Annotated in this window: 21 protein-coding genes and 1 riboswitch; of the genes, 11 read left to right on the top strand and 10 right to left on the bottom strand. The window is 72.6% G+C overall.

What is annotated here, in order from left to right; translation table 11 throughout:
• Nucleotides 1-43: 43 nt before the first annotated feature.
• The 3 genes from FB467_RS18135 to FB467_RS18120 all read left to right on the top strand — a co-directional run bounded on the left by FB467_RS18135 (nt 44) and on the right by FB467_RS18120 (nt 3,712).
• Complete coding sequence (locus FB467_RS18135) at nt 44-1,072, top strand: LacI family DNA-binding transcriptional regulator (RefSeq protein ID WP_141786344.1); 1,029 nt, start codon at nt 44-46, stop codon at nt 1,070-1,072.
• A 391-nt stretch (nt 1,073-1,463) separates the two neighbouring features.
• A riboswitch (TPP riboswitch) is annotated at nt 1,464-1,575 on the top strand.
• Nucleotides 1,569-3,254 carry an ABC transporter permease gene (locus FB467_RS18125; RefSeq protein ID WP_141786343.1) on the top strand — a complete coding sequence of 562 codons (1,686 nt, stop codon included), beginning with the start codon at nt 1,569-1,571 and terminating at the stop codon, nt 3,252-3,254. (Overlaps the previous riboswitch by 7 nt.)
• A 41-nt stretch (nt 3,255-3,295) precedes the next feature.
• A complete protein-coding gene (locus tag FB467_RS18120; protein WP_170230830.1) occupies nt 3,296-3,712 on the top strand; it encodes a CobW C-terminal domain-containing protein in 417 nt (138 codons plus the stop codon).
• Here the strand turns inward: FB467_RS18120 and FB467_RS18115 are convergent.
• Nucleotides 3,709-4,461: a class I SAM-dependent methyltransferase gene (locus FB467_RS18115; protein WP_141786341.1), complete on the bottom strand. Its 753-nt coding sequence runs from the start codon at nt 4,459-4,461 to the stop codon at nt 3,709-3,711. The genes FB467_RS18120 and FB467_RS18115 overlap by 4 nt on opposite strands.
• The gene (locus FB467_RS18110; protein ID WP_141786340.1) at nt 4,458-5,591 is read right to left on the bottom strand and encodes a GNAT family N-acetyltransferase; all 1,134 of its coding nucleotides are present in this window, start codon (nt 5,589-5,591) and stop codon (nt 4,458-4,460) included. Before FB467_RS18110 ends, FB467_RS18115 begins: the two co-directional genes overlap by 4 nt.
• A 78-nt stretch (nt 5,592-5,669) precedes the next feature.
• Between FB467_RS18110 and FB467_RS18105 the strand changes: the two genes are divergently transcribed.
• On the top strand, nt 5,670-6,767 hold the full coding sequence (locus FB467_RS18105) for a GTP-binding protein (RefSeq protein ID WP_141786339.1): 1,098 nt from the start codon (nt 5,670-5,672) through the stop codon (nt 6,765-6,767).
• Nucleotides 6,768-6,851: 84 nt separating this feature from the next.
• Here FB467_RS18105 and FB467_RS18100 read toward each other — a convergent pair whose 3' ends face one another.
• Nucleotides 6,852-8,201 (bottom strand): GntP family permease, encoded by a 1,350-nt coding sequence (locus FB467_RS18100; RefSeq protein ID WP_141786338.1) that lies wholly within the window; start codon nt 8,199-8,201, stop codon nt 6,852-6,854.
• 81 nt (nt 8,202-8,282) lie between these two features.
• On the opposite strand from FB467_RS18100, the gene FB467_RS18095 reads away from it, so the two are divergent.
• Both FB467_RS18095 and FB467_RS18090 read left to right on the top strand, forming a co-directional pair.
• Nucleotides 8,283-9,884, top strand: a complete 1,602-nt coding sequence (locus tag FB467_RS18095) for a sensor histidine kinase (RefSeq protein WP_170230829.1) — start codon at nt 8,283-8,285, stop codon at nt 9,882-9,884.
• The gene (locus FB467_RS18090; RefSeq protein ID WP_228393361.1) at nt 9,881-10,600 is read left to right on the top strand and encodes a response regulator; all 720 of its coding nucleotides are present in this window, start codon (nt 9,881-9,883) and stop codon (nt 10,598-10,600) included. The genes FB467_RS18095 and FB467_RS18090 overlap by 4 nt, the downstream gene beginning before the upstream one ends.
• Before the next feature lie 15 nt (nt 10,601-10,615).
• Here FB467_RS18090 and FB467_RS18085 read toward each other — a convergent pair whose 3' ends face one another.
• Nucleotides 10,616-10,828 (bottom strand): dodecin, encoded by a 213-nt coding sequence (locus tag FB467_RS18085; protein ID WP_141786336.1) that lies wholly within the window; start codon nt 10,826-10,828, stop codon nt 10,616-10,618.
• 98 nt (nt 10,829-10,926) lie between these two features.
• Between FB467_RS18085 and FB467_RS18080 the strand changes: the two genes are divergently transcribed.
• A complete protein-coding gene (locus FB467_RS18080) occupies nt 10,927-11,916 on the top strand; it encodes an ABC transporter ATP-binding protein (protein ID WP_141786335.1) in 990 nt (329 codons plus the stop codon).
• A gap of 210 nt (nt 11,917-12,126) precedes the next feature.
• On the opposite strand, the gene FB467_RS18645 is transcribed toward FB467_RS18080, so the two are convergent.
• Nucleotides 12,127-12,432 (bottom strand): hypothetical protein, encoded by a 306-nt coding sequence (locus tag FB467_RS18645; RefSeq protein ID WP_153390302.1) that lies wholly within the window; start codon nt 12,430-12,432, stop codon nt 12,127-12,129.
• A gap of 174 nt (nt 12,433-12,606) precedes the next feature.
• Between FB467_RS18645 and FB467_RS18070 the strand changes: the two genes are divergently transcribed.
• Nucleotides 12,607-13,191 (top strand): GNAT family N-acetyltransferase, encoded by a 585-nt coding sequence (locus tag FB467_RS18070; RefSeq protein ID WP_141786334.1) that lies wholly within the window; start codon nt 12,607-12,609, stop codon nt 13,189-13,191.
• Between the two features lie 115 nt (nt 13,192-13,306).
• Complete coding sequence (locus tag FB467_RS18065) at nt 13,307-14,821, top strand: DHA2 family efflux MFS transporter permease subunit (protein WP_280525449.1); 1,515 nt, start codon at nt 13,307-13,309, stop codon at nt 14,819-14,821.
• Between the two features lie 130 nt (nt 14,822-14,951).
• On the opposite strand, the gene FB467_RS18060 is transcribed toward FB467_RS18065, so the two are convergent.
• Nucleotides 14,952-15,512, bottom strand: coding sequence for a hypothetical protein (locus FB467_RS18060; RefSeq protein ID WP_141786333.1), 561 nt, complete (start codon nt 15,510-15,512; stop codon nt 14,952-14,954).
• Nucleotides 15,513-16,248: 736 nt separating this feature from the next.
• Entirely contained in the window at nt 16,249-17,055 is an 807-nt protein-coding gene (locus tag FB467_RS18050; RefSeq protein ID WP_141786331.1) for a thioesterase family protein, read from the bottom strand.
• Nucleotides 17,056-17,075: 20 nt separating this feature from the next.
• Here FB467_RS18050 and FB467_RS18045 point away from each other — a divergent pair, with 20 nt between their 5' ends.
• Complete coding sequence (locus FB467_RS18045; protein ID WP_141786330.1) at nt 17,076-18,119, top strand: DUF2891 family protein; 1,044 nt, start codon at nt 17,076-17,078, stop codon at nt 18,117-18,119.
• A 78-nt stretch (nt 18,120-18,197) separates the two neighbouring features.
• On the opposite strand, the gene FB467_RS18040 is transcribed toward FB467_RS18045, so the two are convergent.
• Nucleotides 18,198-22,034, bottom strand: a complete 3,837-nt coding sequence (locus FB467_RS18040) for a cell wall-binding repeat-containing protein (RefSeq protein ID WP_141786329.1) — start codon at nt 22,032-22,034, stop codon at nt 18,198-18,200.
• Nucleotides 22,035-22,302: 268 nt separating this feature from the next.
• On the opposite strand from FB467_RS18040, the gene FB467_RS18035 reads away from it, so the two are divergent.
• Nucleotides 22,303-23,052 carry a CPBP family intramembrane glutamic endopeptidase gene (locus FB467_RS18035; RefSeq protein ID WP_228393479.1) on the top strand — a complete coding sequence of 250 codons (750 nt, stop codon included), beginning with the start codon at nt 22,303-22,305 and terminating at the stop codon, nt 23,050-23,052.
• A gap of 36 nt (nt 23,053-23,088) precedes the next feature.
• Here the strand turns inward: FB467_RS18035 and FB467_RS18030 are convergent, their stop codons facing one another.
• Both FB467_RS18030 and FB467_RS18640 read right to left on the bottom strand, forming a co-directional pair.
• Nucleotides 23,089-24,363: an amidohydrolase gene (locus FB467_RS18030; protein ID WP_170230828.1), complete on the bottom strand. Its 1,275-nt coding sequence runs from the start codon at nt 24,361-24,363 to the stop codon at nt 23,089-23,091.
• A gap of 5 nt (nt 24,364-24,368) precedes the next feature.
• Nucleotides 24,369-24,563: a hypothetical protein gene (locus FB467_RS18640; RefSeq protein WP_170230827.1), complete on the bottom strand. Its 195-nt coding sequence runs from the start codon at nt 24,561-24,563 to the stop codon at nt 24,369-24,371.
• Nucleotides 24,564-24,571: the final 8 nt, after the last annotated feature.

Below are 24,571 nucleotides of genomic sequence, written 5' to 3'. Positions count from 1 at the left end.
CCGGTGGCTTGGTGGTTGTCAAGGGACAGGAGAAGATGGGTGTGTGTCCGAACCACAGAGCCCGGCGACACTCGCCGATGTCGCCCGGGTCGCCAGGGTGCACCTGTCCACGGCCTCGAGAGTGCTGCACTCGACGGGTGCTGAGTCCCGCAGGGCGGCTGGCCCGCAGACCGCGGACCGGATCCGGCAGGTCGCGCGTGAGTTGAACTACATGCGAGACCCTGCAGCCCGACAGCTGCGCACCCGGCGCAGCAGTCAACTGGCGGTATTGGTGCCCCGGTTGTCCGACCTGGTCTTGGCCACGATCTATGAGGGCATCCAGGGCAGAGCCATCGAGCGCGGCTACACGACATACGTGGCGAACACCCAGGACCAGGACGAGTTGCGGATGCGGCTCACGGACGTGGCGCTGGCCCGTCGGTCGGATGGATTGATCTTCGGTGATGCAAGCCTGGACCACACCTTCTTGGACGAGCTGCGCGGGCGTGGCGTACCGGTGGTGTTGGTGAGCAGGCGATCGGGTGATCACATCAGCGCCACGTGTGACGACGTGGCAGGTGGGGCGCTGGTGGCGGATCACCTGGCCGGTCTCGGGCATCAGCGGCTGGCGGTGATCGGCGGTGTCCCCTGGGCGAGCACGGCGGTCGACCGGATCGAGGGATTCATCGGTCGCCTGGGTGAGCTCGGCCGGGAGGTGGCCACGGATCTGCGGGTGCAGAACGGCTTCGATGCGCGGTCCGGCTACGCGGCGGCGCTGCGTTGCCTGGAGCGACCGGACCCGCCGTCGGCGATCTTTGCGGTCAACGACTTCGCGGCCCTCGGCGCCATGGGCGCGGCGCATTCGCTCGGTCTGCAGGTCGGCAGGGACGTTGCCATCGTGGGATACAACGACACGTCGTTGGCCGAGGTCGCGCCGTTACCGCTGACCTCGGTGCGCTCGCCCATGCGCGACATGGGGACCGCCGCCGCCGACCTGATGATCGACCTCATCGAGGGGGTCGCGGTGGAATCCGTGGTCCTGGCGCCCGAGTTGGTGCCACGGGAGTCCACGCTGGGCCGCGTCGCCACCTAACGGGGCAGCGCATCGTCGGCAGCACGGACGGATGCGTCAGGGGAGTTGGGACACCAGGAAGTCGAGCACCATGGGGTTCACCTCTGGTGAGAACTTCTCGAAGAACCCGTGCCTTCCCCGGTGGCCACACACGGAGATGGGCACCGGGGATCCGCCCGGACAGGGCGGCCGTCTCCTCCGGAGTCATGCTCGGATCACCCAGCAGGGTGCTCGCCTCGCGGTAGTCGATGGTGATGGTCCGGAAGGTCGCCTCGAACGAGGCACGCAAGCCGTCCCACCAGCGGTGCGAATTCGCCTGTCCCTGGAGCAGCAGCAGGGGTGGGGCTCCCGCGGGTCCGCCGGTCGGCCGGCCGTGCCACCGGGTGGCCTCCCGGGGAGCGGTAGGGTGGCCAGCGCACGACAGGGGAGCGCGTCAGCGCTGAGAGTGCGGCGAGAACAGGACGCCGCAGACCCTTGAACCTGATCCGGTTCGTACCGGTGGAGGAAGTCGACCGACATGCTGCGTCCCACCCGTACCCGCAGGTCGTCCCGCCTGCTGCGGTTGGTGCCCGCCCTCGGGCTCGTCGGGCTGGCGCTGCTGCCCGTCGCCTTCCTGGTCGTCTTCTTCGGGTGGCCGGTCGGCGGCATGCTCGACCGCGGCCTGCGGCCCGACGGGGCGTGGGACTTCTCCGGTATCCCCGAGGTCCTCGGCCGAGCGCGGACCGGGCGGGTGCTCCTGTTCACTCTCCTGATGGCCGCGGCGGGCAGTCTGATCACCCTGCTCCTCGGCATACCGCTGGCCTTTGCCCTGTACCGGTTGCGGTTCCCCGGGCGCGGCCTGCTGCGGGCGGTCGTGGTGATGCCGTTCGTGCTGCCGACCGTGGTGGTCGGGGTGATGTTCCGCTCGCTGCTCTCCAGCGGGGGACCGCTGGGCTTCCTCGGGCTCGACGGGCACTGGGTGCCGATCCTGATGGCCTTCGTCTTCTTCAACCTGGCGGTCGTGGTGCGCACCGTCGGCGGGATGTGGGAGGGGCTGGACCGGCGGGCCGAGGAGAGCGCGGCGGCACTGGGAGCCACGCCCTGGCAGGTGCTGCGGACCGTGACGCTGCCCGCGCTGGCGCCGGCGATCGTGTCGGCGGGGACGCTGGTCTTCCTGTTCTGCTCCACCGCCTTCGGGGTCGTGCTGACGCTAGGCGGATTGCGCTACGGGACGATCGAGACCGAGATCTACCTGCTCACTACGCAGTTCCTGGACCTGCAGGCGGCCGCGGTGCTCTCCATCGTCCAGCTCGTCGCCGTCGTGGCCATGCTGGCGATCGCCGCCCGCACCAGGAGCCGGCGGGAGCAGTCGTTGAGGCGCGGCGGGACCGGCTCGGCCGCGCGGACTCCCCGTCGGGGGGACGTCCCGGTGCTCTCCGTGTCGGGTCTGGCGGTGCTGCTCATCCTGCTGCCCGTGGGTTCGCTGGTGATCCGCTCGCTGCGGGTGGGGGACGGGTGGGGCCTGGGCAACTACCGGGCGCTGACCAACCCGGAGGCCTCGCCGGCGATGCGGGCCAGCGTCACCGAGGCGGTCGAGAACTCGCTGCGCACGGCCCTGGACGCCACCGTCCTGGCGATGGTGCTCGGGGTGTGCGTGGCCGTGGTGGTCTCCCGGCGGCCCCGTATGCCGTCCGCCCGCCGGTTGGTCGCGGGGCTGGACGGCGCCTTCATGCTGCCGCTGGGGATCTCGGCGGTCACGGTCGGCTTCGGCTTCCTGATCACCCTGGACCGGCCGCCGTTCGACCTGCGCACCTCGCCCGTGCTGGTCCCGATCGCCCAGGCGATGGTGGCGCTTCCGCTGGTGGTGCGCACCCTCACCCCGGTGCTGCGCTCGATCGACCCGCGGTTGCGCCAGGCGGCTGCCACCCTTGGGGCCGGACCGCTGCGGGCCTCGTGGACGGTGGAGGCCCCGGTGATGCTGCGGCCGCTGCTGGCCGCGACGGGCTTCGCCTTCGCGGTATCGCTGGGGGAGTTCGGTGCCACCAGCTTCCTGGCCCGCTCGGACCGGCCCACGGTGCCGGTCGTGATCTACGACCTGATCAGCCGCCCGGGCGCCGACAACCTCGGGATGGCGCTCGCCGCTTCCGTCGTGCTGTCGTTGCTCACCGTCACCGTGATGGGCGTAGTCGAGCGGCTGCGGGTCGGCAACGTCGGCACCTTCTGAGGCGGGGCTAGCCTTGAAGCAACAGCGAACCCTGGGTGCAGGTGTCCGGACAGGGCCCGCGTCGCGACGTCGAGACGCGTCGGGCCTGGCGGATAGAACTCGCGGCGAGCGTGCCCCTGCACCCGCAGCGGTGGCAGTGGGACATCGACTCCCTGGTCGATGGCCGGTTCCGGTCACGCGGGTGCTTCTGGGCGCTGAGCCGTCCGCAGCAGGTAGGTGTCTGGGAGGGCGCCGGCGGCCAGCTGAGCATCGGAGCCCTGGGTCCGTGGGGGCGCGCCCGACCCTTCACCCGATGGCTGTTCAACGGCCTGCTGGAGGATGACCCGCGGGACCGGCTGGAGGAGGTCGTTGCCGACATCGTGCTGACCGAGGCCGAGTTGCGGAGCCGGGGAACCCACTGGGACGTGGCCACGAACGGGCTGGAGCCGTGGCTCGGGAGGACGTCCCAGGTCGCCTAACGGGTGATGGCCGCGACACCGGGAGCCAGGGTGCGGGCCCGGAGACCGCTGCTGCCCAGCTCGTCGACGAGGACCTCGTAGGACACCGGCGCCCAGCTCCCGGCGAAGGTCGCCTCCCGCAGCAGCTCGCCGTCCGCCAGCACCTGGTAGGTGGTGCTGAACCGGTCGGTGCTCCCGAGCGTCCCCGCGTCGCGGTAGACCGCCCGGTATTCCAGGCCGCCGAGCACGCGGGTCTCGACCAGCGGCTCGCCGGCCCGGCGCCCGGTGCGGGCGAGGTCGTCCTCGTGGCGTTCCTCCGTCGTCACCAGTCCCACAGCACCGGTGGTGCACCGGTCGGCCAGTCCGCGCCACAGCCGGCGCCGGGCCGAGGTGTCCAGGTGCCCGAGCATGTGCGCGCAGACGCACCCGTCGAGGGGCCGGGGCAACGCGTCCAGGTCGACCGGTAGGGCACCGGCCAGGACGGTCACCCGGCGGGACAGGTCCGGGCTGTCGCCCACCCTGGCGGTCAGCACCGACCGCATCACCAGACTCGGCTCGAGGGCCACGATCCGCACCCCGCTCTCCTGCGCCAGCACCCGGGTCCCCATGCCGCTCCCCGCGCCGAGGTCGGCGACGGTGGACGTAGCGGGCAGCCCGGCGAAGAGGGTGCGCACGTGTGGCCGCAGGCGCTCCCACGGCGCGGTCATGGACAGGTCGTGGAACTCACCGAGTCCCTCATAGGTCGGTTCGGTGGGCAGGGTGTGGGTCATCGGGTCGTTCTCCTCGCGGATGGTTGCGGTGGGTGTGGGTGGTGCGGTGCCGCGTCGGTGAGGTGGGTGAGCACGCTGGCGAAGCCGAGCCCGCTCCAGAACGGGGCCGAGGTCACGTTGTCGGTCACGTAGTGCAGCCCGGTGAAGGCCGTTGGGTCGGGCAGCGCCCGCAGCCAGTCCAGGGCGCGACCGGTCAGTGCCCTGCCCACCCCGCGACCACGCCACGGGGCGCTGACGCAGGTAAGCCCGATGTAGCCGTGCCGTCGCGGCAGGACGCGTGCGCTGAGCACGGTGTCGGGGACGCGCAGGGTGTGCACGGTGGTGACGCCGATGAGGGTGCCGTCGGGGGCCTCCGCAACGAAAGCGCGTTCCGTCTCCTCCGGGGCGTCGGGGTCGAGCCATGCCTCGGATACGGCGGCCACGGTGTCCCGGCTCTGGTCCGCCGCCATCCCGGACCCGGTATGTCGTGCGTGGTAGATCTGCTCCTCCAGCGCCAGGTCGACCACCGACTCGAGGTCGGCAGGAACGGCGGGGCGGATGGTGGGCGAGGACGGGCCGACCGGCCCCGGGACTGCCGTGGACCGGCAGGCGAGGGCGGTGTCCGGCCGGAGCCCGAGCGTGCGCCAGTGGCCCATGGCCGGCCAGTCCGCGTCGAGCACCTGCACGGTGAGACGGTCCAGGCCGAGCGCCGCCGAGCGCGACCGGGCCACCTCCCACAGGGTGGCCAGGACCGCGGGGTCGGACCCGTCACGGACGGCCCATCCTGACAGCGGGGCGAGCGCGTGCCGCGGCGGCAGGTAGGTGTAGCCCGCGTCCTCCGGGGTCAACCGGGTGACCAGTCCGGTGAGGACGCCCACGACATCCTCGCCCCCGGGGCCGCCAGGTCCGCAGAGGGCGACGAGGCAGAACCTGTCGGCGTCGTCCAGGGCCGGTTCGACGACCGCCCGCGCGGCGGCGCGCAGTGCGGTCGCCGACCGATCGGCGGGGTCGGTCGCCCGTCCGGCCAGGGCTGCTCGGTGGACGGTGGCCGCCACGAGGAGCCCGGCGACCCCGTCCAGGAGGTCGGCGGTGAGGTCGGTGACACGGAGGGTGGCGGGTGGTGCTCCGGTGGCAAGGCGGGTGCGGGACATCGACGGCCTCTCGGTGGGTGACTTGTCAGCAGGTGGTCCGCTGAGACTAAAATGAGAACGATTCTCATATCAAGTCACATGGAAGGGCTCACCATGCCGACCCCGCTCTACCTGGTCACCGGGCTGCACGCCGAGTCGATGGCCGCCGCCACCCTCGGCCTGCAGTTCGACCTGCCCGACCCGGTCGTGGTCCGCCACGAGGTGGACGTCGCGGCCGGGACGCTGCGGCGCACGGTTAGCGACATCACCGGCGTCCTGGAGCGCGAGGTGGTCCGGTTGGAGCACGCGTGTGCCAGTTGCGCGGTGCGCGAGGACGTCATCCCGACCCTGGAGCGGCTCGGGCAGCTGGACCGGTGGCAGGCGATCGTGGTGCACCTGCCGGTCGCCGCGGACGGATCGTCGGTATGCCGGGTGCTGGGGGCCGACCGTCGCGTGGCCCCGAGCGTCCGGGCCGCGGCAGTCGTGCTCGCCCTGGACGGTCCGGGCGTCGTCGGCGACCTGCTGGGGGACGACCTGCTCAGCGAACGGTTCCCCGTCGCCACGGCCGGTGACCACCGCGGCGTCGGCGAGGTGCTCGCCGCGATGGTGGAGTACGCCGACCTGGTCGCCGTCTTCGGCGACGTCGGTCCGGACGGCACCGACCTGCTGCGCCACCTGGCCAGGCCCGGCGTCCGCCTCGGGCTGGGCGGTCCCGACCTCCCCGCGGGTGCCCTGCTCGCCGGCCTGCACGACCACCGGGCCAGCGAGCGGTGGGTCGCCGAGGTCTACCAGGGCAGGTGGCGGGAGGCGCAGGGTCCGTCCGCCTGGCGGATGGAGCTGACCACGACCCTGCCGCTACACCCGGAGCGGTTCCGAGAGGGCGTCCCCGCGCTCGGCAGCGGGCGGCTGCGGACCCGGGGCTGCTTCTGGGTCGCCAGCCGCCCCGGGCAGGTCGGCGTCTGGGACGGCGCCGGCGGGCAGGTCAGCATCGGGACGCGCGGCTCGTGGGGCCGCGCCAGGCCGCTGACCCGGTTGCTCTTCACCGGCCTGCTCGAGGACGACGTCCGCCCGCGCCTGCGGGAGGCCTTCGACGGCGTGCTGCTCACCGACGACGAACTGCGCGCGAGGGGTCCCCGCTGGGAGGTCGCCCGCGACGGGCTGGAGCCCTGGCTCGGCGCCATCCGGCGCGCGGCGTGAGGCCCAGGTTCAAGGGCTGACCTGCGGTGTCCTCGTCTCGAGGACAGTTTCCCAGGGGGCGACGTGCCCGGTCGACGGAGACGGTCAGGCCACCAGGCTGGCCGTCAGGACGAGCGGGATGGAGACCAGGCTGGCGATCGAGGTCACGACCGTCAACGTCTTCAGGCTGCCCGAGGTGGACAGCCCCAGCAGGGCCTTGAACATCCAGAAGAAGTTGCTGTTGACCTGCAAGGCGAACAGCGAGCCGGACGCGATGGCCAGTCCGATCACGACCGGCGCGACGCCCAGCGACCCCAGGATCGGGGCGATGATCCCAGCCGCCGTGATGGCCGCGACCGAGACCGAGCCGATCGCCAGGTGCAACAGGGCGGCGATGAACCAGGCCAGCAGCACGCTGACGAGCACCGGCGCGGCGGCGTTCACCGAGAACAGCCCGCCGAGCACCTCGGCCAGGCCGGTGGCCTCGATGACCGCGCCGAGCGACCCACCGACACCGGTGACCAGGAGGATCTCGCCGGTGGTGTGCAGCCCCTTCTCGAAGGCGGCCGTGGTGCCGCCGACCCGGAGGCTGCGGCGAGCCATGGCATACGCCCCGAGCAGGCCGACGAACAGCGCGAAGGTGGGGTTACCGATGAACTCGATGAAGGCGTTGGAGCGCTCCGCCAGCCCGGCGAACGCCCCGAAGGCGATCATCAGCAGGGGGACCAGGATCGGCAGGACGGCGACCCCGAGGGACGGGCGCCAGCGGGGCTTGAGGTGGCCGTTGGCTTCCTCCTCCTCGGCCTCCAGGAGTGCCTCGTTCTCCTCCTCGTCCCGGTCGGCCTTCCACCAGCCGGTCCGCAGCAGCAGGCCGAACAGCCACACCGTGAGCAGCGCGGTGACCGGGCCGATGACGATGCCGTAGAGCAGGTAGGTGCCCAGCGGCACCTCGAGCAGGCCGGCGATGGAGACGGCGGCGAGCCCGGGCACGACGAAGACGTAGCCGCAGAAGATGCCGGTGCCCAAGGCCCCAGCCAGCAGCGGCAGGCCGCGGGGACCGATCAGCCCGGACGACGACCGGGCGACGGGGGCGGCCAGCACGACCTGGACGTCCACGTAGATCGAGGGGAAGATCGTGGCCAGCGCCATGGCCAGCGCGTAGGGCAGGCGTTTCGCGGGGACCAGGCGCACCAGCGCCTCGACCATCGCGCGGAACGCGCCGACCGCGTGGAGCAGCGACCCGATGAGGACGCCGAACCCGATGAGGAGACCGATCTTGGCCATGATCTCGCCGAAGCCGGTCGTGATCGCGGTGAGCGTCGCGGCGAAGCCGATGCCGGAGGCCAGGCCCAGGTACAACGACCCGGCGACCAGCGCGATGATCGGGTCGATCCGGAACCGGATGATGAGCAGGATGATGGCGACGATGCTGATCGTCGTGTGCAGGGCGATCACAGGAAGCTCCTTTGCTCGAGTTGATTCGACCGAGCGTCAGGCTGTCTCCGGGAGGCCTTGCCAGGCATCCTTGTGGTCATAGTGTTCAGCAAGCCACGGAGCATCGCCGCCCACGTGCTCACCATCCAGGTGGTGTTCGCGCTGGTCGTCGCTGCCCTCTCGGTGCTGCTCGCCTACCGCTGGGCGGACCGCCTGGTCGAGGAGACGACCCGGACCCGGGTGGTGACCATCGCCGCGACGCTCGCCGCCACCGACGACGTGCGCGACGCCGTCTCGGCCTCGACGGACCCCGAGGGCGACCTCGCGGACGTCGTCGCGCGGGAACTGGACCGCACGGGCGCCGACTTCATCGTCGTCATGTCGCCGGACGGCATCCGCTACACCCACCCCACCCCGGAACTGGTCGGCGAACGCTTCGTCGGCACGATCGCCCCGGCGCAGCAGGGTGGCACCGTGCTGGAGGACTACGAGGGGTCGCTGGGGCTGTCCACCCGCACCGTGGTCCCCGTGCTGGTCGACGGCCAGGTGGAGGGCCTGGTCTCCGTCGGGCTGCAGCGCACCAGGGTGGACGACGCGCTGCGCGCCCTGGTCCCGGACATCGCGATCGCCGGCGGCGCGGTCGCCCTGCTGTCCGGCCTGGGTGCCTGGGTGGCGGCCCGGCGGGTCCGGGAGGCGACCCGCGGCCTGAACGCCCGGGAGGTGCGGCGCCTGGACGACCACCACGAGGCGGTGCTGCACACCATCCACGAGGGGCTGATCATCAGCGACCCCGACGGGCGGCTGCAGGTGGTCAACCCAGAGGCGCAGCGGCTGCTTGGGCTCCGGGCCACCGACGTCGGGCGCACGCTGGAAGACCTGGAGCTCTCCGGGGCGCTGCGCGACATGATCGCGAGCCCCGACCGGCACGTCGACGTCCCTCACGTCAGCGGGGGTCGCACCCTCCTGGTGTCCTCCGGCCCGGTCCGCAGGCACGGCACGGTGGTGGCGACCCTGACCACCCTGCGGGACCGGACCGAGCTGGCGGACCTCACGGGGCGCCTGGGCGACGCGAACGCACTGGCCGACGCCCTGCACGCGCAGGCGCACGAGGCCGCGAACCGGCTGCACACGGTGATCACCCTCATCGAGCTGGGCCGTGCCGAGGAGGCCGTGGAGTTCGCGACGGAGGAACTGCGGACCTCCCAGCGGGCCAGGGACGCCGTGGTCGCGGCGCTCCAGGAGCCCTCGGTGGCCGCGCTCGTCCTGGGCAAGACCGCCCAGGCCGCCGAGCGCGGCATACTCCTCGAGCTCGACCCGGACGCACACCTGCCGCGAGGGGTCGTGCCGGCCCGCAGTGCCGTGACGATCCTCGGCAACCTAGTCGACAACGCCATCGACGCACTGACCCAGGTGGAGGGGTCGGAGCCGAAGGTGATCACGGTGGACATCCAGACCGGGGAGGGGACCGTCGTCTTCGTGGTCGCGGACAACGGCCCCGGGCTGGTCGACGACGCCCTGCGGCACGCCTTCGAGAAGGGCTGGTCGACCAAGGCCGCCACCGCGCCGGGCGGTCGCGGGCTCGGGTTGGCGCTGGTGCAACAGACGGTGCAGCTGCTCGGCGGCAGCGTGTCCGTCGGGCCCCCGCCGGGAGCCTCGTTCATGGTGACCCTGCCGGTCACCGCCCAGGTGGGGAGTGGCTCGTGAGTGGTGGGCCGGAGCAGGTGGCGCCGGAGCTGCGGGTGCTGGTCGTCGACGACGAACCGTTGACCGCCGCCGGGCACGCGGAGTACGTGGCCCGGGTGCGGGGGTTCCGGGTGGTCGCCACGGTCGGCACGGCCCGGGATGCCGTCGGGGCCCTGGGGAAGGAGGAGATCGACCTGGTCCTGCTTGACCTCAACCTGCCGGACGGCCACGGTCTGGAGATCGCCCGCTCGGTGCGCGCGTCCGGCCGCGCGATCGACCTGCTGCCGATCACGGCCGCGCGGGAGACCGAGCTGGTGCGGCTCGCAGTGTCCCTGGGGGTGGTCGGCTACCTGCTCAAGCCGTTCACCTTCGCCGACCTCCGGGAACGGCTGGACGCCTACCGGCACTACCGGGACGAGCTGGGCGGCAGCGCCGACAGCAACCAGGGCCGGATCGACTCCATGCTGGCCCGCCTGCACCACCCGGTCGTCACCGGCGCCATCCCGGCCAAGGGGCTGAGCCCGCAGCTGCTCGACCAGGTCATTGACGTGCTCCGCGACCGCGCCGGCCAGGAGGGGCTGTCGGCCTCGGACGTCGCCGGCCACGTCGGCACCTCGCGGGTGACGGCCCGGCGTTACCTGCAGCGACTGGTCGACCAGGGAGCGGCCGTGCGCAGCCACCGGCTCGGTGGGACAGGCCGCCCCGAGGTCGTCTTCCGGTGGCGGCTGGACCCGTGAGACGGGGCGGGGCAGTTACTTCTCCACGCGGAACCCGAGCTTGATCCCGACCTGCCAGTCGCCGACCGACCCGTCGTCGGTCAGGTGCCCGCGGATCTCGGTCACCTCGAACCAGTCCAGGTTGCGGACCGTCTGCTGGGCCGAGGCCAGCGCGTTGGTGACCGCTGCTTCCACCCCGTCCGGCGAGCTGCCGACCAGCTCGGACACGGCATACACGTGATTGGCCATGACTGCCTCCAGGCGTCGCGCCGGACGCCGGTCGCCCGGGCTGGGACCTAACCTAGTGCGGGTCGGCGTGCCTGTCGCCGCCGGCGGAGAGGAGCCAGGTGCTGGAGCTCGAGGACGTCACCGTCCGGTTCGACCGGACCGTCGCCGTCGACGAGGTGTCGCTGTCGCTGGCGGAGGGCACGGTGCTCGCGGTGCTCGGGCCCTCCGGGTGCGGCAAGTCGACGCTGCTGCGCGCGATCGCCGGGCTGGAGCACCTGTCGACCGGGCGGGTGTCGGCGGGCGGTCAGGATCTGGCCGGCGTGCCGACGCACCGGCGGGGGTTCGCGCTCATGTTCCAGGACGGGCAGCTGTTCCCGCAGCTGTCGGTGGGCGACAACATCGGGTATGCGCTGAAGCTGCAGGGCGTCGGGGCGACCGATCGCGCGGTGCGGGTCAAGGAGCTGTTGGCCCTGGTCGGGCTCGACGGGTATGCCGAACGCCGCCCGACCACGCTGTCCGGCGGTGAGCAGCAGCGGGTCGCGCTGGCCCGGTCGCTGGCGGCCGAGCCGCGGTTGCTGCTGCTGGACGAGCCGCTGTCCGCGCTGGACCGGTCGTTGCGCGAGCGGCTGGCCACGGACCTGCGGGCGATCCTGGTCGAGACCGGGACCACGGCCTTGTTGGTCACCCACGACCACGACGAGGCGTTCACCGTGGCCGACGAGATGGCGGTGATGTTCGCGGGCCGGATCGTGCAGCACGGGCCGACCCGGGAGGTGTGGCGGGCCCCGGTCGACGAGCAGGTCGCCCGGTTCCTGGGCTATCGCTCGGTGCTGACCGGCGAGGGTGCGGAGCGGATCGCCCGTGCTGCCGGCATACCGAACGGCGGGTCCGCGACCCTGGCCCTGCGGCGCTCCGGGTTGTGGGTGGACTCCGACGGCCCGCTGGAGGCCACGGTCACCGGATCCGTCGCCGTCGCCGACGCCCAGCACGTGACGCTCGACGTGGACGGCGTCGGGCCGATGGAGGGCCTGGCCAGCCAGTCGAAGGTGCTGGCGCCCGGCGAGCGCGTGCGGGTGATGGTGGACCGCTTCAACCTCGCGCTCCTCTGACCTTCCCACGACCGGACGCGTGAGATGGCGGCGCTCAGGGGTGACCGGACGTGTCGTCGGTCGCTCTCACCGGTGACCGGACGCACCACCGGGCGCCAGGTGACGCGTCCGGTGGTGCTCAGGGGCCGCCATCTCACGCGTCCGGTGAGGGGCTGGCCCGCCAGGTGACGCGTCTGGTGAGGGGCTGGGGGCGCCAGGTGACGCGTCCGGTCAGGAGGCGGGGGTGGCGTCCTGGCGACGGGCGGAGCGGGTGGACCGGGCGGAGCGGGTGGACCGGGCGGAGCGGGTGGACCGGGCGGAGCGGACCCGGGGCATCCGGATCGGGGTCGACAGCTTCACGGTGCCGGGCCACGGCGGGATGGCGCCGGGGGCCATGCCGGAGCCGTCGCAGGAGGGGCCGGCGACGCGGGTGTTGTGCGGGGCGACGGTGCCGTTCGCGGTCAGGTCGACGCGGGTGCCGCAGCGGGGGCACATAGAGGGGGAGACTCGGGGGGAGATGCCGTAGGGGCCGGTCATGGTGCAGCGTGTCCGTTTCAGGAAAGGGGGTGGAAGGGTTGGGCGGTGCCGGGTGGAGCCCCATCGATCCATCGGGCAATCCCATGATACGACATTGTCAACAATCCTGACAGGCGGTATCGGCCCAGGACAGAGTGCGTTTCGTCACGTTCTGGGCAGTAGCCTCCTGGTGTGATGGAGATAACCGCCCCCACGCTGTCCGGACGGCTCGTCAGCCTCGAGCAACTGCGCCCCGAGGACCACGACGACCTGGTCGAGGCGGCCACCGACGGGCAGCTGTGGAACCTCTGGTACACCACCGTCCCCGACGCCGCGGGGATGGCCGCCGAGATCGAGCGGCGGCTGGCGCTGCAGGAGGCCGGGTCGATGATCCCGTTCACGGTGCGCGACAGCACCGGCCGGGCGCTGGGCATGACGACCTACATGAACATCGACCGGGAGCTGCCCCGCGTCGAGATCGGGTCGACCTGGAACCGCGCGTCGGCGCACGGCACCGGCACCAACCCCGAGTCCAAGCTGCTGCTGCTCACGCACGCCTTCGAGGTGCTGGAGTGCCCGGCCGTGGAGTTCCGCACGCACTGGATGAACCACCAGTCCCGCGAGGCGATCGAACGCCTCGGCGCCAAGCTGGACGGTGTCCTGCGCTCCCACCTGCGGATGGCCGACGGCAGCCTGCGGGACACGGCCGTCTACTCGATCATCGCCACCGAGTGGCCCCAGGTCCGGGCCGAGCTGGTGCACCGGCTCCGCCGCCACTGACGGCCGGGGGCTGCCGCCGACGACCGAGGGACCGGCCGGCGACGCCGCTGTGATCCTGGTCACCGGGCCGGATATTCGTGCGTGGTCGGCGGCGGGGGAGGAGGAGACTGCTGCGGTGACGCAGACCGATCCCACCCGCACCACCGACCTGACCGACGACCGCAATCCGTGGCCGGCGCTGTGGGCGCTGGTGATCGGGTTCTTCATGATCCTGGTGGACTCCACCATCGTGTCGGTGGCGGTGCCGGCGATCATGACGGGGCTGGGCGCGGGGGTCACCGAGGTCATCTGGGTGACCAGCGCCTACCTGCTCGCGTATGCCGTGCCGCTGCTGATCACCGGGCGGCTGGGGGACCGCTTCGGCCCGAAGACCATCTACCTCGTCGGGCTCACCGTGTTCACCCTCGCCTCGCTCTGGTGCGGACTGACCGGCACCGTGGAGGAGCTCATCGTGGCGCGGGCCGTCCAGGGCCTGGGCGCCTCGATGATGACCCCGCAGACGATGGCCGTGATCACCCGCACCTTCCCGGCCGCGCGGCGGGGCGGCGCGATGGCCCTGTGGGGCGCCACCGCCGGGATCGCCACTCTGGTCGGGCCGGTGCTCGGGGGCGTGCTGGTCGACGGGCCCGGCTGGGAGTGGATCTTCTTCGTCAACGTCCCGGTCGGTGTTGTGGCCTTCGTCCTCGCCGCCCGGTTGGTGCCGCAGCTGCCGACCCACACGCACAGCTTCGACTGGGTGGGCGTCATCCTGTCGGCCGTGGCGATGTTCCTGCTGGTCTTCGGCATCCAGGAGGGGGAGAGCTACGACTGGGGCACCATCACCGGCATCGTCTCGGTGCCGCTCCTGATCGGTGCGGGGGTGCTGGCCCTGGCGCTGGCCGTCGGGTGGTGGGCGGTGATGCGCCGCGAGCCGCTCGTGCCGCTGGGGCTGTTCCGGGACCGCAACTTCTCGTTGGCCAACGGCGGGATCTCGCTGGTGTCGTTCGCGGTGACCGGCATGGCGTTCCCGTTCATGCTGTGGGCCCAGGTGGTGCACGGGTACAGCCCGACCCGGGCCGGGCTGCTGCTGGTGCCGATGGCCGTGGCCTCGTTCGTCCTGGCGCCGGTCGTGGGGCGGCTGGTCGACCGGATGCACCCGCGCGGGCTGAGCGCCTTCGGCTTCCTGGGGGCGGCCGCCGCGATGTTCTGGCTGTCCCGGGCGATGGGACCGGACACCCAGGTGTGGCAGATCATGGCCCCGATCGGGCTGTTCGGCGTCGCCAGCGCCTTCCTGTGGGCGCCGCTGGGCACGACCGCCACGCGCAACCTGCCGTTGGACGCGGCCGGCGCCGGCTCCGGGGTCTACAACGCCACGCGGCAGGTCGGAGCGGTGCTCGGCAGCGCCGCCATCGCCGCGGTCATCGAGACCCGGCTCGTTGCCCACCTCGGGCCGGTCGCGGAGTCGGCCGGGGCCGGGGGTGCCCCGGCGCAGGGGATGGGCGGCGCGCTGCCCCCGCAGATCGCGGCCGGCTACTCCGACGCGATGGCCGACGCGATGCTCGTCCCGGCGGCCGCGCTGGCGCTCGGCGTGCTCATCGCCGTGGCCTTCGCCCGGCCAGCCCACTTCGGGCAGCCCGCGCCGCGCGGGTGACCCGCGGCCACGGGTGAACTCCCTGCGGCGGGTGCGGGACGGCATACGCCCCGGGCGGCGGGGATAGGGGGGGCGGCCCCGACCGAGAAGGGCCGCCCCCCCCGTCATGGGACCGGCGGGTGGCGCCGGGTCAGCGGGTCCCGCCGGGGGCGGGGTCCTCGGGCGCGGCGCAGAAGTTGTAGGCCTCGCCGTCGGCCGCGTTGTAGGCGAACAGCGTGTCGTCCACAGCCAGGATGAGCTGTCGGCCGGGGACCAGCGCCATGGTGTACATCTTGCCGGGCTCGGGGCAGCCGATGGCCCCGGAGCGCCAGGTCACCTCCCGGTAGCCGGCGAGGGTCACCTCCGACTCGTCCACCCCCTCGCGCTCGGCCAGGTCGGCGACCGCGGCCTGGGTCTCCTCGGCCTCCTGGACCTGGGCCGGCACCTCGTTGGTGGGCAGGGCGGTGGCGCTGGCGCCGTCGTCGGGCGGGTTCACGATGCTCCCCTCGGTCTCGGTGGCCGCGTCGTCGTCACCGGGCGCGGTGGTCTGGTCCTGCTCGGTCTCGCTGCTCCCGGCGGTCGATCCGGGCGGGGTCTCGTCGTCGGTCTCGGAGCCGCACCCGCTCAGTAGGGCGAAGGCCAGTGTGGTCGCGGCCAGTGCACCGGTCCCCCGGAGGAGCGGACGGTTCTGTCGGAACTTCGTTGCAGACATGTGTCACCTTCCTCGTGTCCTCACCCTATGACGCAGCGGCCGGGCGATCGGATCCGTGCCCCGGCGAGAAAGTTTTCCGGGCATGAAGGAGGGCGCCGACCCCCTGCGTCGGCGCCCTACCCTCACCCCACGCGCCACCTGCACCCCCACGGGCAGCCCCTCCGGCGCGTTGTCGGCTGGTTGCTCCGACACCACCTAGATGCGCCGGGGGCGGGCGGACATTGCACGGCGCCCGAAACTTTCTTGCGACGGGTTCTGGGAGCCCTCCCGGCAGGTCCGCCCGGGGCACGAGGGAGGGCGCCGGCTGCGATGAGCCGACGCCCTCCGTCATCCCCCCGCACCGCTGCTCGCCCCCGAGCAGTCCCTCCCGGTGCTGTGGTCGGAAGTGCCCGCCTCCGACACCTGCTAAGACGCCTTGGCCCCGCGGGAGGTTGCACGGTTGGCGAGATTCTTTTTGTATGCCGTCCGCCGGCCCGCTGCGGGTGCGGCTCGGGCCCGGGCCGGGTGGGTGGTGGCGGACATGAAGGAGGGGCGCCGACCCCCTGCGTCGGCGCCCCTGCCTTCGTCCCACCCCTGCGCTTCCCGCTCGCCCCCGAGCGGTCCCCCCAGCGCGGTTGTCGGAGGTTGCCCGTCCCCGACACCTAGAAGACGTCGCGGGGCGGCGGAAGGTTGCACCGGATCCGAAAGAAGTTTGGTCACGGTTCGGCAAAGTCAGCGGAGGGCAGACCCGCCGGGGTCAGCCGCGCAGCGGACGGACCGTCAGGATCTGCTCGGCGCGGCCGACCGGGCCGTGCTCGTCGTGCAGCACGGTGGAGGTGAGGCCCACCCCCTCGGCGCCCCAGCTGACCGTGGTGTCCATCCCGACCCAGCGCCCGCGGGGCGACCGGTACAGGTGGATCCCCAGGTCGGTGTTGGGGAACATCCAGCGCCCCGGTGGCTGCCGGGTGGCGATGCCGTTGGCGGTGTCGACCAGGCCGACGAACCGGGCCAGGGCGCTGCTCTCCTTGCCCTCGACGAGGTCGTGCTCGCTGCGCAACCAGACCCGGGCGCTGCCGGACCGGCTCTCGGGTGCGGCCCACACGTCGATCGAGGCGATGTAGCCCCCGGCCCAGGTCTGGTGCATCGTCTCGCTGGGCTCCCACGCCGGCGGGGCCGGCAGGGGCGGGTCCTCGACCACGGAGACGGCGCTGGTGTCCTGCCGGGACAACCGCCACGCGGTGGCCCGGACCACGTCCCGGTCGCCGACGCTCATCGTGGCCTCGATCAGCTCGATGGTGCGCCCGGGCCGCAGCGTGCGGGTCCGGATCCGGCTCGGCGCGGCGTGGATCATCCCGAGGATGTCGAAGGAGATCCGGGCCAGCTGGAGGTCCTCCCGGGGCTCGTGCAGCGTCAGGGCCCGGGTCAGCAGCCCGGAGGCGGGCGCCATGTGCTGTTCCTCCTCCGCCCAGGCGCCCTGCGCGTGGACGGTCGGTTGGAACGTGTCGTCGCCCAGGGGCAGGTAGTAGCACGTGGTGTCGGAGGGCAGCGTCATGGCCGCAAGCATAGGAAGGGTAGAACGGGGGGATGGCACCCGACACCACGCTGACCGACCACGCCGCCTCCTGGGCCCGGATCGCCCGACGGGTGATCGGCACGCCATACCCCTACAGCTCGGGGCACACCGCGCACGGACCCGACGACACCAACATCACGCCGCAGCTGCTGCACCCGGCCTTCCACGGCAGCCTGGACTGGCACTCCTGCGTGCACATGCAGTGGTCGCTGGTGACCCTGCTGGACCGGCAGGCGCAGGTCCTCGAGGCCGAGGGTGAGGTGGCGGACACGGTGGCGCTGCTGGAGGAGCGGTTGACGCCCGAGCACCTGGAGGTGGAGGTCGACTACCTGCGGGCCCGGCCCGGTTTCGAGCGGCCCTACGGGTGGGCCTGGGCGGCGATGCTGGCGGGCGGGTTGCGGCGGCTGGCCGACGGGTCCGGTCCGGCGGCCGACCCGGCCGCCCGGTGGGCGGGGGCGGTGGCGCCGCTGGCGGACCTCGTCGCCGAGCGGGTGGTCGACTGGCTGCCTCGCCAGGACTACCCGGTGCGGCACGGCAAGCACCAGAACGACGCCTTCGCGATGAGCCTGCTGCTGCGCGCCTTCGGGCCCGCGGCGCTGGACCGGCCCGAGGTCGTGGCGGCCGTGCGCGGACGGGCGCTGGACTGGTTCGCCGGCGACACGGCATACGGCACCCGCACCGAACCGTCCGGCACCGACTTCCTGTCGCCGGCGCTGAGCGAGGCCGAGCTGATGAGCCACCTGCTGGGGGAGGAGTTCGGGGAGTGGCTGCGCACCTTCCTGCCCGGGCTGGGCCAGGGCGACCACGAGCAGCTGCTCGCGGTGCCCGCCGTGGGGGAGGGCACGGACGGCCAGCTGGCGCACCTGCTCGGGCTGTCGCTGTCCCGGGCCTGGCAGCTGCGGGTGCTCGCGCCGCACCTGGACCCGGAGGCGGCCGGGGTGCTGCGGGCGGGGGCCGACGCCCAGGTGGCGGCGGTGCTCCCGGAGATCACCGACGGCGACTTCATGGCCACCCACTGGCTGGTCAGCTTCGCCCTCCTGGCCACCGGCGCGTGACACGGCTGCGGGCCCGCCCCCTCCGGAGAGGGGACGGGCCCGCGGCGTTGCTCAGCGGTGTCGCTGATCAGGTCCTGATCAGAACGGGAACACCTCGTTCAGGGCGTCCTCGACGTCCTGGGACACGGCACTGGTGCCACCCAGGATGACGAGCCGCTCCGGGCTGAGCTCATCCAGCTTGGTGCTGATCGACTCCGGCACGTCGGTCGGACGGGTCAGCAGCACCGGGATGCCGTTGGTGCCGGCGTACGAGGCGCCCGCGAGGGCGTCCGGCCAGTTGCGACCGGAGGCGATCAGGGTGTTGGCCACCCCGGCCTCGTAGGCGTCGGCGACCATCGCGGACGTGGCGTAGCGGTCCTTGCCACCGATCCGGGAGTCGGCGCCGATCTCCTGCTCGACGGCCTCGGACACGGCGGCGGTGCCACCGAGCACCACGACCTCCTCGGCCTGGAGGTACTCCAGGGCCTCGGCGGTCGCGTCCGGCACCTCGTCGGTGCGGGTCAGCAGGACCGGCACACCCTCGGCGCCGGCCAGTGCCGCACCGGACAGCGCGTCGGCGAACAGGCCGGTCTCGTTCTCCTGGCCGACGGCGACGTAGACCTTCTCCACACCGGGGGTGTAGAGCTTGGCCAGCTCGGCCGCGGTCTCGTAACGGTCGGAGCCGGAGATCCGCTCGACGCTGTAGTCGGCGGCCAGCTCGGCCTCGACACCCTCGGAGACGGCGCTCGTGCCACCGAGGATGACGATGTTCTCAACGCCCAGGTCGGCCAGCGAGGCGGACGTGACGTCCGGGACGCTGTCCTGGTGGACCAGGAGGACCGGGGCGGCGTCGCCGCCCGGCGTGGCCTGGGTGCGCATGCCGGAGGCGGCAGGAGCCGACCCGACGAGCGCGTCCGCGTAGACCTCACCGGTGGTCACGTAGGCCGTCGTGGCGCTGCCGAACTCGGCGGCGATGACGGCGGCGGTGCCGTACCGGTCGGCGTCCGGCTCCTGCCCGGACCACCGCTCGACCACCGGCTCCTCGGCGTCCGCCGAGGTGTCGACCGTGAGGAAGGTGCGGCCGGCGGCCTGACCGTCCATGGCCCAGTTGACCTCACCGAGGTAGGTGCTGTCCGGGTTCAGGCCGGTCCAGGCCAGGTTGACGTCGACCTGGTCGCCGACAGCGACCTCGAACTCGGCCGGGTCGACGGTCAGGTTGCCGGCGTCCTCGGCCGGCACGATGTACTGCGTGACGTAGGCGTCCATCGTGTCGCCCTCGGCGCCGTCGTACCAGTCGATGGCCAGGAAGTAGTCGCCCGCCGGGATGTCCGAGACATCGATCTGCTCCGTGGAACCGCCGACCGCGGACTGCGCGACGATCTGCCCCGTGGCCAGGTCGACGAAGAACAGGTCGAGGTCGATGCCGTCGTAGTCCTCGTCCCAGGTCTGCAGCCGCAGGTGCGAGGTGCCTTCGGGGATGGTGACATCCAGGGCGCCGTCGTCCAGGTACTGGTCCGAGGCCTCGAGCGGCACCGTCTCGATGCTGCCCTCGGCCAGGCCCTCGACACCGGCGGACGCGGTGCCCTCGACACCGGCGTTGACGGTGACGTCGACGTCACCCTCGACGCCCTCGCCGGCCACCTCGTCGTCGACGGCGAAGGCCGACGGCAGCACCGCGATCGGGCTGCGGACGTCGTGCCCGGCGCCGTCGCTCCAGGTGATCGCGCCGAAGGTGTACTCACCCAGCGGGGCCGTGGTGACCTGCAGCGTGAGCTCGTAGGTGGCGGTCTCGCCCGGGGCGACCGTGAAGGTGCTGGGCTCGACGGTGGCCGTGGTGCCGGCCGGCGCCTCGACCTCGGCGGTGTAGGTCGCCTCGGCGTCCCCGACGTTGGTCACCGTGCGGGTGACCGTCTGGGCCCCGGCGAGCGCACCGATCGAGATGCTCGGGTAGTTGAGGTCGCTGGCGTCGATGTCCTCGTCGCAGCCGTCGAGCTGGTCGATGGCGCAGGCGTAGTTCAGCCAGTCCTGCGTGCCCGCGTCGTAGATCAGACCCGGGTTGTAGGACGGGGCGGGCTGGACCTCACCAGCACCGTAGTCCAGCGGGGAGGCGTCGGCGCCGCCGCGCTGGATGGGAGCACCGCTGTCGTCGGTCTGACGGGCGGAGGTCATCATGGCCGACTTGATCGCGGCCGGGCTCCACTCCGGGAACTCCTGCTTCATCAGCGCGCCCAGACCCGCGATGTGCGGGGCGGACATGGAGGTGCCGGAGATCTGGTTGAAGGTCGGCACGCCCGGGTCGTCGTGGCTGGCGTGGTAGGCCGCCGCGACGTCGACACCGGGTGCGGTGATGTCCGGCTTCAGGAGGTCACCGTTGCCGGCCAGGGCCGGGCCGTAGGAGGAGAAGGCCGCCATCTCGGGGGCATTGACCGGGGTGTTGTCCGTGTCGGAGATCTCCGCGGTGGCACCGTCGGTCGCGGCGTACGCCTTGACGACCTGGCCGTCCTCGGCCAGCAGGTGCGTGGCGGGCAGGCCGTAGATGATGGCGTTCTGGCCACCGGCGCCGGCCGGGTCGTTGATCAGGACCATGCCGGCCGCGCCGGAGTCGATCAGCTCGGCGGCCTTGTCGACCAGGGCGTACGCACCGCGGGTGCAGACGACGACCTTGCCGGCGGCGCCCTCGTCGTCGACGGCGCCGGTCGCGCACAGGTCGGCCTCGCTGGCGTCCACGCCCTCGGCCGGGATGTCCACGGCGTTGACCAGCTCGGTGGCCTCCAGCGGGCCGCCGTAGCCGACGCCGTCGAAGGTCGTGCCATCACCGAGGGTGACCGAGTTGGTGGCGCCACGGTTGTGCGTGCTCGCCGCCACGGTCATGGTCCAGGGGGCGTTGTGCGCCACCGAGGACTCGCCGACGGTGTCGCCGGAGTTGCCCGCGGAGGTGGACACGAAGATGCCCGCGTCGGCGGCGAACAGGAAGGCGGTCTCGTCCGGGCCCATGATGTTGGTGCTGGAGCCGGAGATGGAGTAGTTGATGACGTCGACGCCGTCGGCGGTCGCGTCGTCGATCGCCTGGACCAGGCCGGCGGTGGTGCCGCTGCCGTTGCCGTCGGAGGTCATCCACAGGCCCTTGTAGACGGCGATGTGCGCCTTGGGGGCCATGCCGGAACCCTCACCGATGTGCGCACCGAGGATCTCGATGTCGACGCCGTGGTTGCCGGCGGAGGTGCCCGCGGTGTGGCTGCCGTGCCCGTTGTAGTCGCGGGCCGACACGAACTCCTCGGGGATGATCGTGTTGCCGTACTCGGCCCCGTAGTAGCGGGCCCCGATCACCTTGTTGTTGCACTCGAACTCGGCGTAGTAGTCCTCGCCCGGGTCGCAGGTGAAGCCCTCCGGCGCCTCCGACATGCCCTCGTCGGAGAAGCTCGGGTTCAGCGGGTCGATACCGGTGTCGATGACCCCGACGACGATGCCGTCGCCGGCGTTCTCGTAGCCGCCGAAGTACTCGTCCCAGACGCCGCCGTCACCGGACAGCCCCAGGTAATCGGGGGTCTGGACGGTGTCCGCGGTGCGGATCTCGTCCTCCCAGACCTGGACCACGTCGGGGTTCTTGTTCAGCCCGGCCAGCTGGGACCGGGTGAGCTCGACGGCGAAGCCGTTGAAGGCCACGTCGTAGGAGGTCACCAGCGCGTCGCTGCTGACGCCGGCCGCGGACAGCGCGGACGCCTGCTTGTCGGCCAGGTAGTCCGAGTAGGCGCGGGTCGCGTTGCTGCCCATGTCCAGCTTCTGGCCGGGGGCCGGGCTGGTCGCCGGGATACCAGAAACGCCGCCCTGGTAGGCGGCGATCGGGGTGTCGCGCAGCTGCACGATGTAGGTCATTTTCTCGCCCGCGTCGAGCTGGGGCGCTGCCGTGGCGGCGCTCATCCCGAGGGGGGCGATCACGGATGCTGCGGCTACGGCGGCGAGCGTGCGCCGCCGGGCCCCAGACGAGGTGATTCGCACTGGTGATCTTCTTTCGTTGAATCCGGTGTGATTGTGCCCGGGGCAGCACGGACCCACGGAAAAGATTGGGGCGAAGCCGAACCGGGAGACGGAGGCAGTCTTTCCCTCCTGGCCCGGGATGTCTACGGTTGTGACCAATCTGTGACCTCGCACGGGTGCCGTTCTGGTATGCCGTCAGACCGGCAGCTGCACGGCATACAGTCTGGTGGTGCTCACCCGACGGCAACTGGTCACCGAGACGGTCCTGGTGCTGGGCGTCAGCCTCGGCGCCTCGGCGGTCTGGGCGCTGCTCTCGATCGTCAACAAGCTGACCCGGGCCGAGCCGCTGGCCTCCCAGACCACCTCGATGAACACCTCGGTGGTGCCGGACCGGCCGTGGCTGGACCTGGCCTACCAGCTGGCCGACATCGCGCTGGCCCTGGTGCCGGTCGTGCTCGCCCTCCACCTGCTGGCCCGGGAACGGTCCGACGCGCGGGCGATGCTCGGCTTCGACCTGACCCGGCCGGGGCGGGACCTGCTCGGCGGGACGGCGCTGGCGGCGGTGATCGGCATACCCGGCCTGGCGTTCTACCTGCTGGCGCGCGGGCTCGGGATGAACACGACCATCTCGGCCGCCGGGCTGCCGGAGGTCTGGTGGGGGATCCCGGTGTTGGTCCTGGCCGCCCTGCAGAACGCGGTCCTGGAGGAGGTGGTGATGGTCGGCTACCTGTTCACCCGGTGGACCCAGACGCGGTGGTCCACGTTCACCATCATCGTGACCTCGGCGATGATCCGCGGCAGCTACCACCTGTACCAGGGGTTCGGCGGCTTCCTCGGCAACATCGCGATGGGGCTGCTCTTCGGGTGGATCTACACCCGCACCCGGCGGGTGATGCCGCTGGTCGTCGCGCACACCCTGCTCGACGTCGTGGCGTTCGTCGGGTACGCGCTGGTGTCCCCGCACGTCGACTGGTTGTAGCCGGCGGGTGTTGGCCAGGCCGACCGTCCGGCCCGGTCAGCCGGGGGCGGCCAGGCAGCCGCGGGCCGCCAGGAGCAGTTGGCGGGCGGCCTCGGGCAGCACCGCCGGGTCGGGCGCGAACCGGGGTGAGTGGTTGCCGGGGACCCCGCGCGGCTGCTCCCCGGCCCGGACGAGGTCCAGGTCGGCCGCGGAGAACAGGGCGGCGTCGTTGGCGCCGACGAACCAGTAGGCCAGCCCGGCGCCCAACCCGTCCGCGAGGGTGCCCACGTCGTCGCAGGCACGGGAGGGTGCGGGCAACAGGTAGGTCGGCACCCGGGCGGTGCGCAGCGCCTGGTAGACGGGACCGCTCGTCCCGTCGTCGTTCACGGCCGGCTCGTAGACGGCCCGGATGGCGACCTCGCTGCGGCCCCCGGCCGGCTGGGCCGCGCCGTGCACGGAGCGCCGCACCTCGCGCAGCAGGTCCTGGCAGGCAGCGGCCGTGTCCGCCCGGAGGCTGAGCCGCAGCTCGGCCCGGTCGGCCACCACGTTGGCGCAGCTGCCGGCCGTCATCGACCCGACGGTCAGCACGGAGCCCTCGCCGCCGAGCCGGCCGCTGACCCGGTGCACCCACTCGGCGGCCCGCTGCACCGGCGTCGGCGCGGAGGTGGACCAGGCGGCGTGCCCGCCCTCGCCGAGGAAGGTCAGCGAGACGTCGAGCCCGGCGGAGGTCATCTGCCCCGGACGGAAGGTCACCTGCCCGGTGGGCAGCGCGCTGGTATGCAGTGCCAGCAGGTGGTCCGCGGGCCCCACCAGGTCGCGCAGCCCGTCGGCGAGCATGGCGCGGGCTCCCGACCCGGTCTCCTCGGCGGGCTGCAGGACGACGGCGACCCGCCCGCCCCACCGCGACCGGCTGGCCGCCAGGGCGGCGGCCGCGCCGCAGGCTGCGACCAGGTGGACGTCGTGGCCGCAGGCGTGCGACACCGGGACGGTGTGCTCACCGAGCCGCTGCTCGCGGACGGAGCGGAACGGCAGGTCCGTCTGCTCGCGGACCGGGAGCCCGTCGAGCTCGGCCCGCAGCACCACGGTCGGGCCCGGCCCGGCGTCCAGCAGGGCGACCACGCCCTCCCCGCCGACCTGCCGGTGCACCTGCCAGCCCCAGGTGCCGAGCCGGTCGGCCAGCACGGCGGCGGTGCGCTGTTCGAGCCCGGACAGTTCCGGCCAGTGGTGCAGGTCCCGGTACCACCCGGTGAGGACCCCGGCCGGGGGCAGCCCCGGCCCGTCCGCGTCCACCGTGGTGGTCGCGGACGGACCGGCGCCGGGGGTCCTCGTCACCGGACTCATCGACCGCTGCGCGCCCCGACCGCGACGGCGGCGGCCCGGACCATCAGGCCGACGCCGGCCCCGAGGACCGCGCCGATCCCGGGCTGCTTGGCGACCATGCCGGCCCCGAGGCCGAGCACCGCGCAGCCGGCGCCGGTGAGGGCGGCGATCTCGTAGGAGGTGGACCATTCCTTGGACTGGGTGTGTGCCATGAGCGTGT

The sequence above is a fragment of the Ornithinicoccus hortensis genome (genome assembly GCF_006716185.1).
Lineage (GTDB): Bacteria > Actinomycetota > Actinomycetes > Actinomycetales > Dermatophilaceae > Ornithinicoccus > Ornithinicoccus hortensis.
This window is presented reverse-complemented; position numbering and strand designations above follow the sequence as displayed.

Bases quoted from the DNA above. Each gene is read 5' to 3' on its own strand.
- FB467_RS18105 (WP_141786339.1), top strand. From the start codon at position 5,670: ATGGAAGGGCTCACCATGCCGACCCCGCTCTACCTGGTCACCGGGCTG.
- FB467_RS18640 (WP_170230827.1), bottom strand. From the start codon at position 24,563: ATGGCACACACCCAGTCCAAGGAATGGTCCACCTCCTACGAGATCGCC.
- FB467_RS18060 (WP_141786333.1), bottom strand. From the start codon at position 15,512: ATGTCTGCAACGAAGTTCCGACAGAACCGTCCGCTCCTCCGGGGGACC.
- FB467_RS18125 (WP_141786343.1), top strand. From the start codon at position 1,569: ATGCTGCGTCCCACCCGTACCCGCAGGTCGTCCCGCCTGCTGCGGTTG.
- FB467_RS18045 (WP_141786330.1), top strand. From the start codon at position 17,076: ATGGCACCCGACACCACGCTGACCGACCACGCCGCCTCCTGGGCCCGG.
- FB467_RS18115 (WP_141786341.1), bottom strand. From the start codon at position 4,461: ATGACCCACACCCTGCCCACCGAACCGACCTATGAGGGACTCGGTGAG.
- FB467_RS18645 (WP_153390302.1), bottom strand. From the start codon at position 12,432: ATGACCGGCCCCTACGGCATCTCCCCCCGAGTCTCCCCCTCTATGTGC.
- FB467_RS18110 (WP_141786340.1), bottom strand. From the start codon at position 5,591: ATGTCCCGCACCCGCCTTGCCACCGGAGCACCACCCGCCACCCTCCGT.
- FB467_RS18085 (WP_141786336.1), bottom strand. From the start codon at position 10,828: ATGGCCAATCACGTGTATGCCGTGTCCGAGCTGGTCGGCAGCTCGCCG.
- FB467_RS18070 (WP_141786334.1), top strand. From the start codon at position 12,607: ATGGAGATAACCGCCCCCACGCTGTCCGGACGGCTCGTCAGCCTCGAG.
- FB467_RS18050 (WP_141786331.1), bottom strand. From the start codon at position 17,055: ATGCTTGCGGCCATGACGCTGCCCTCCGACACCACGTGCTACTACCTG.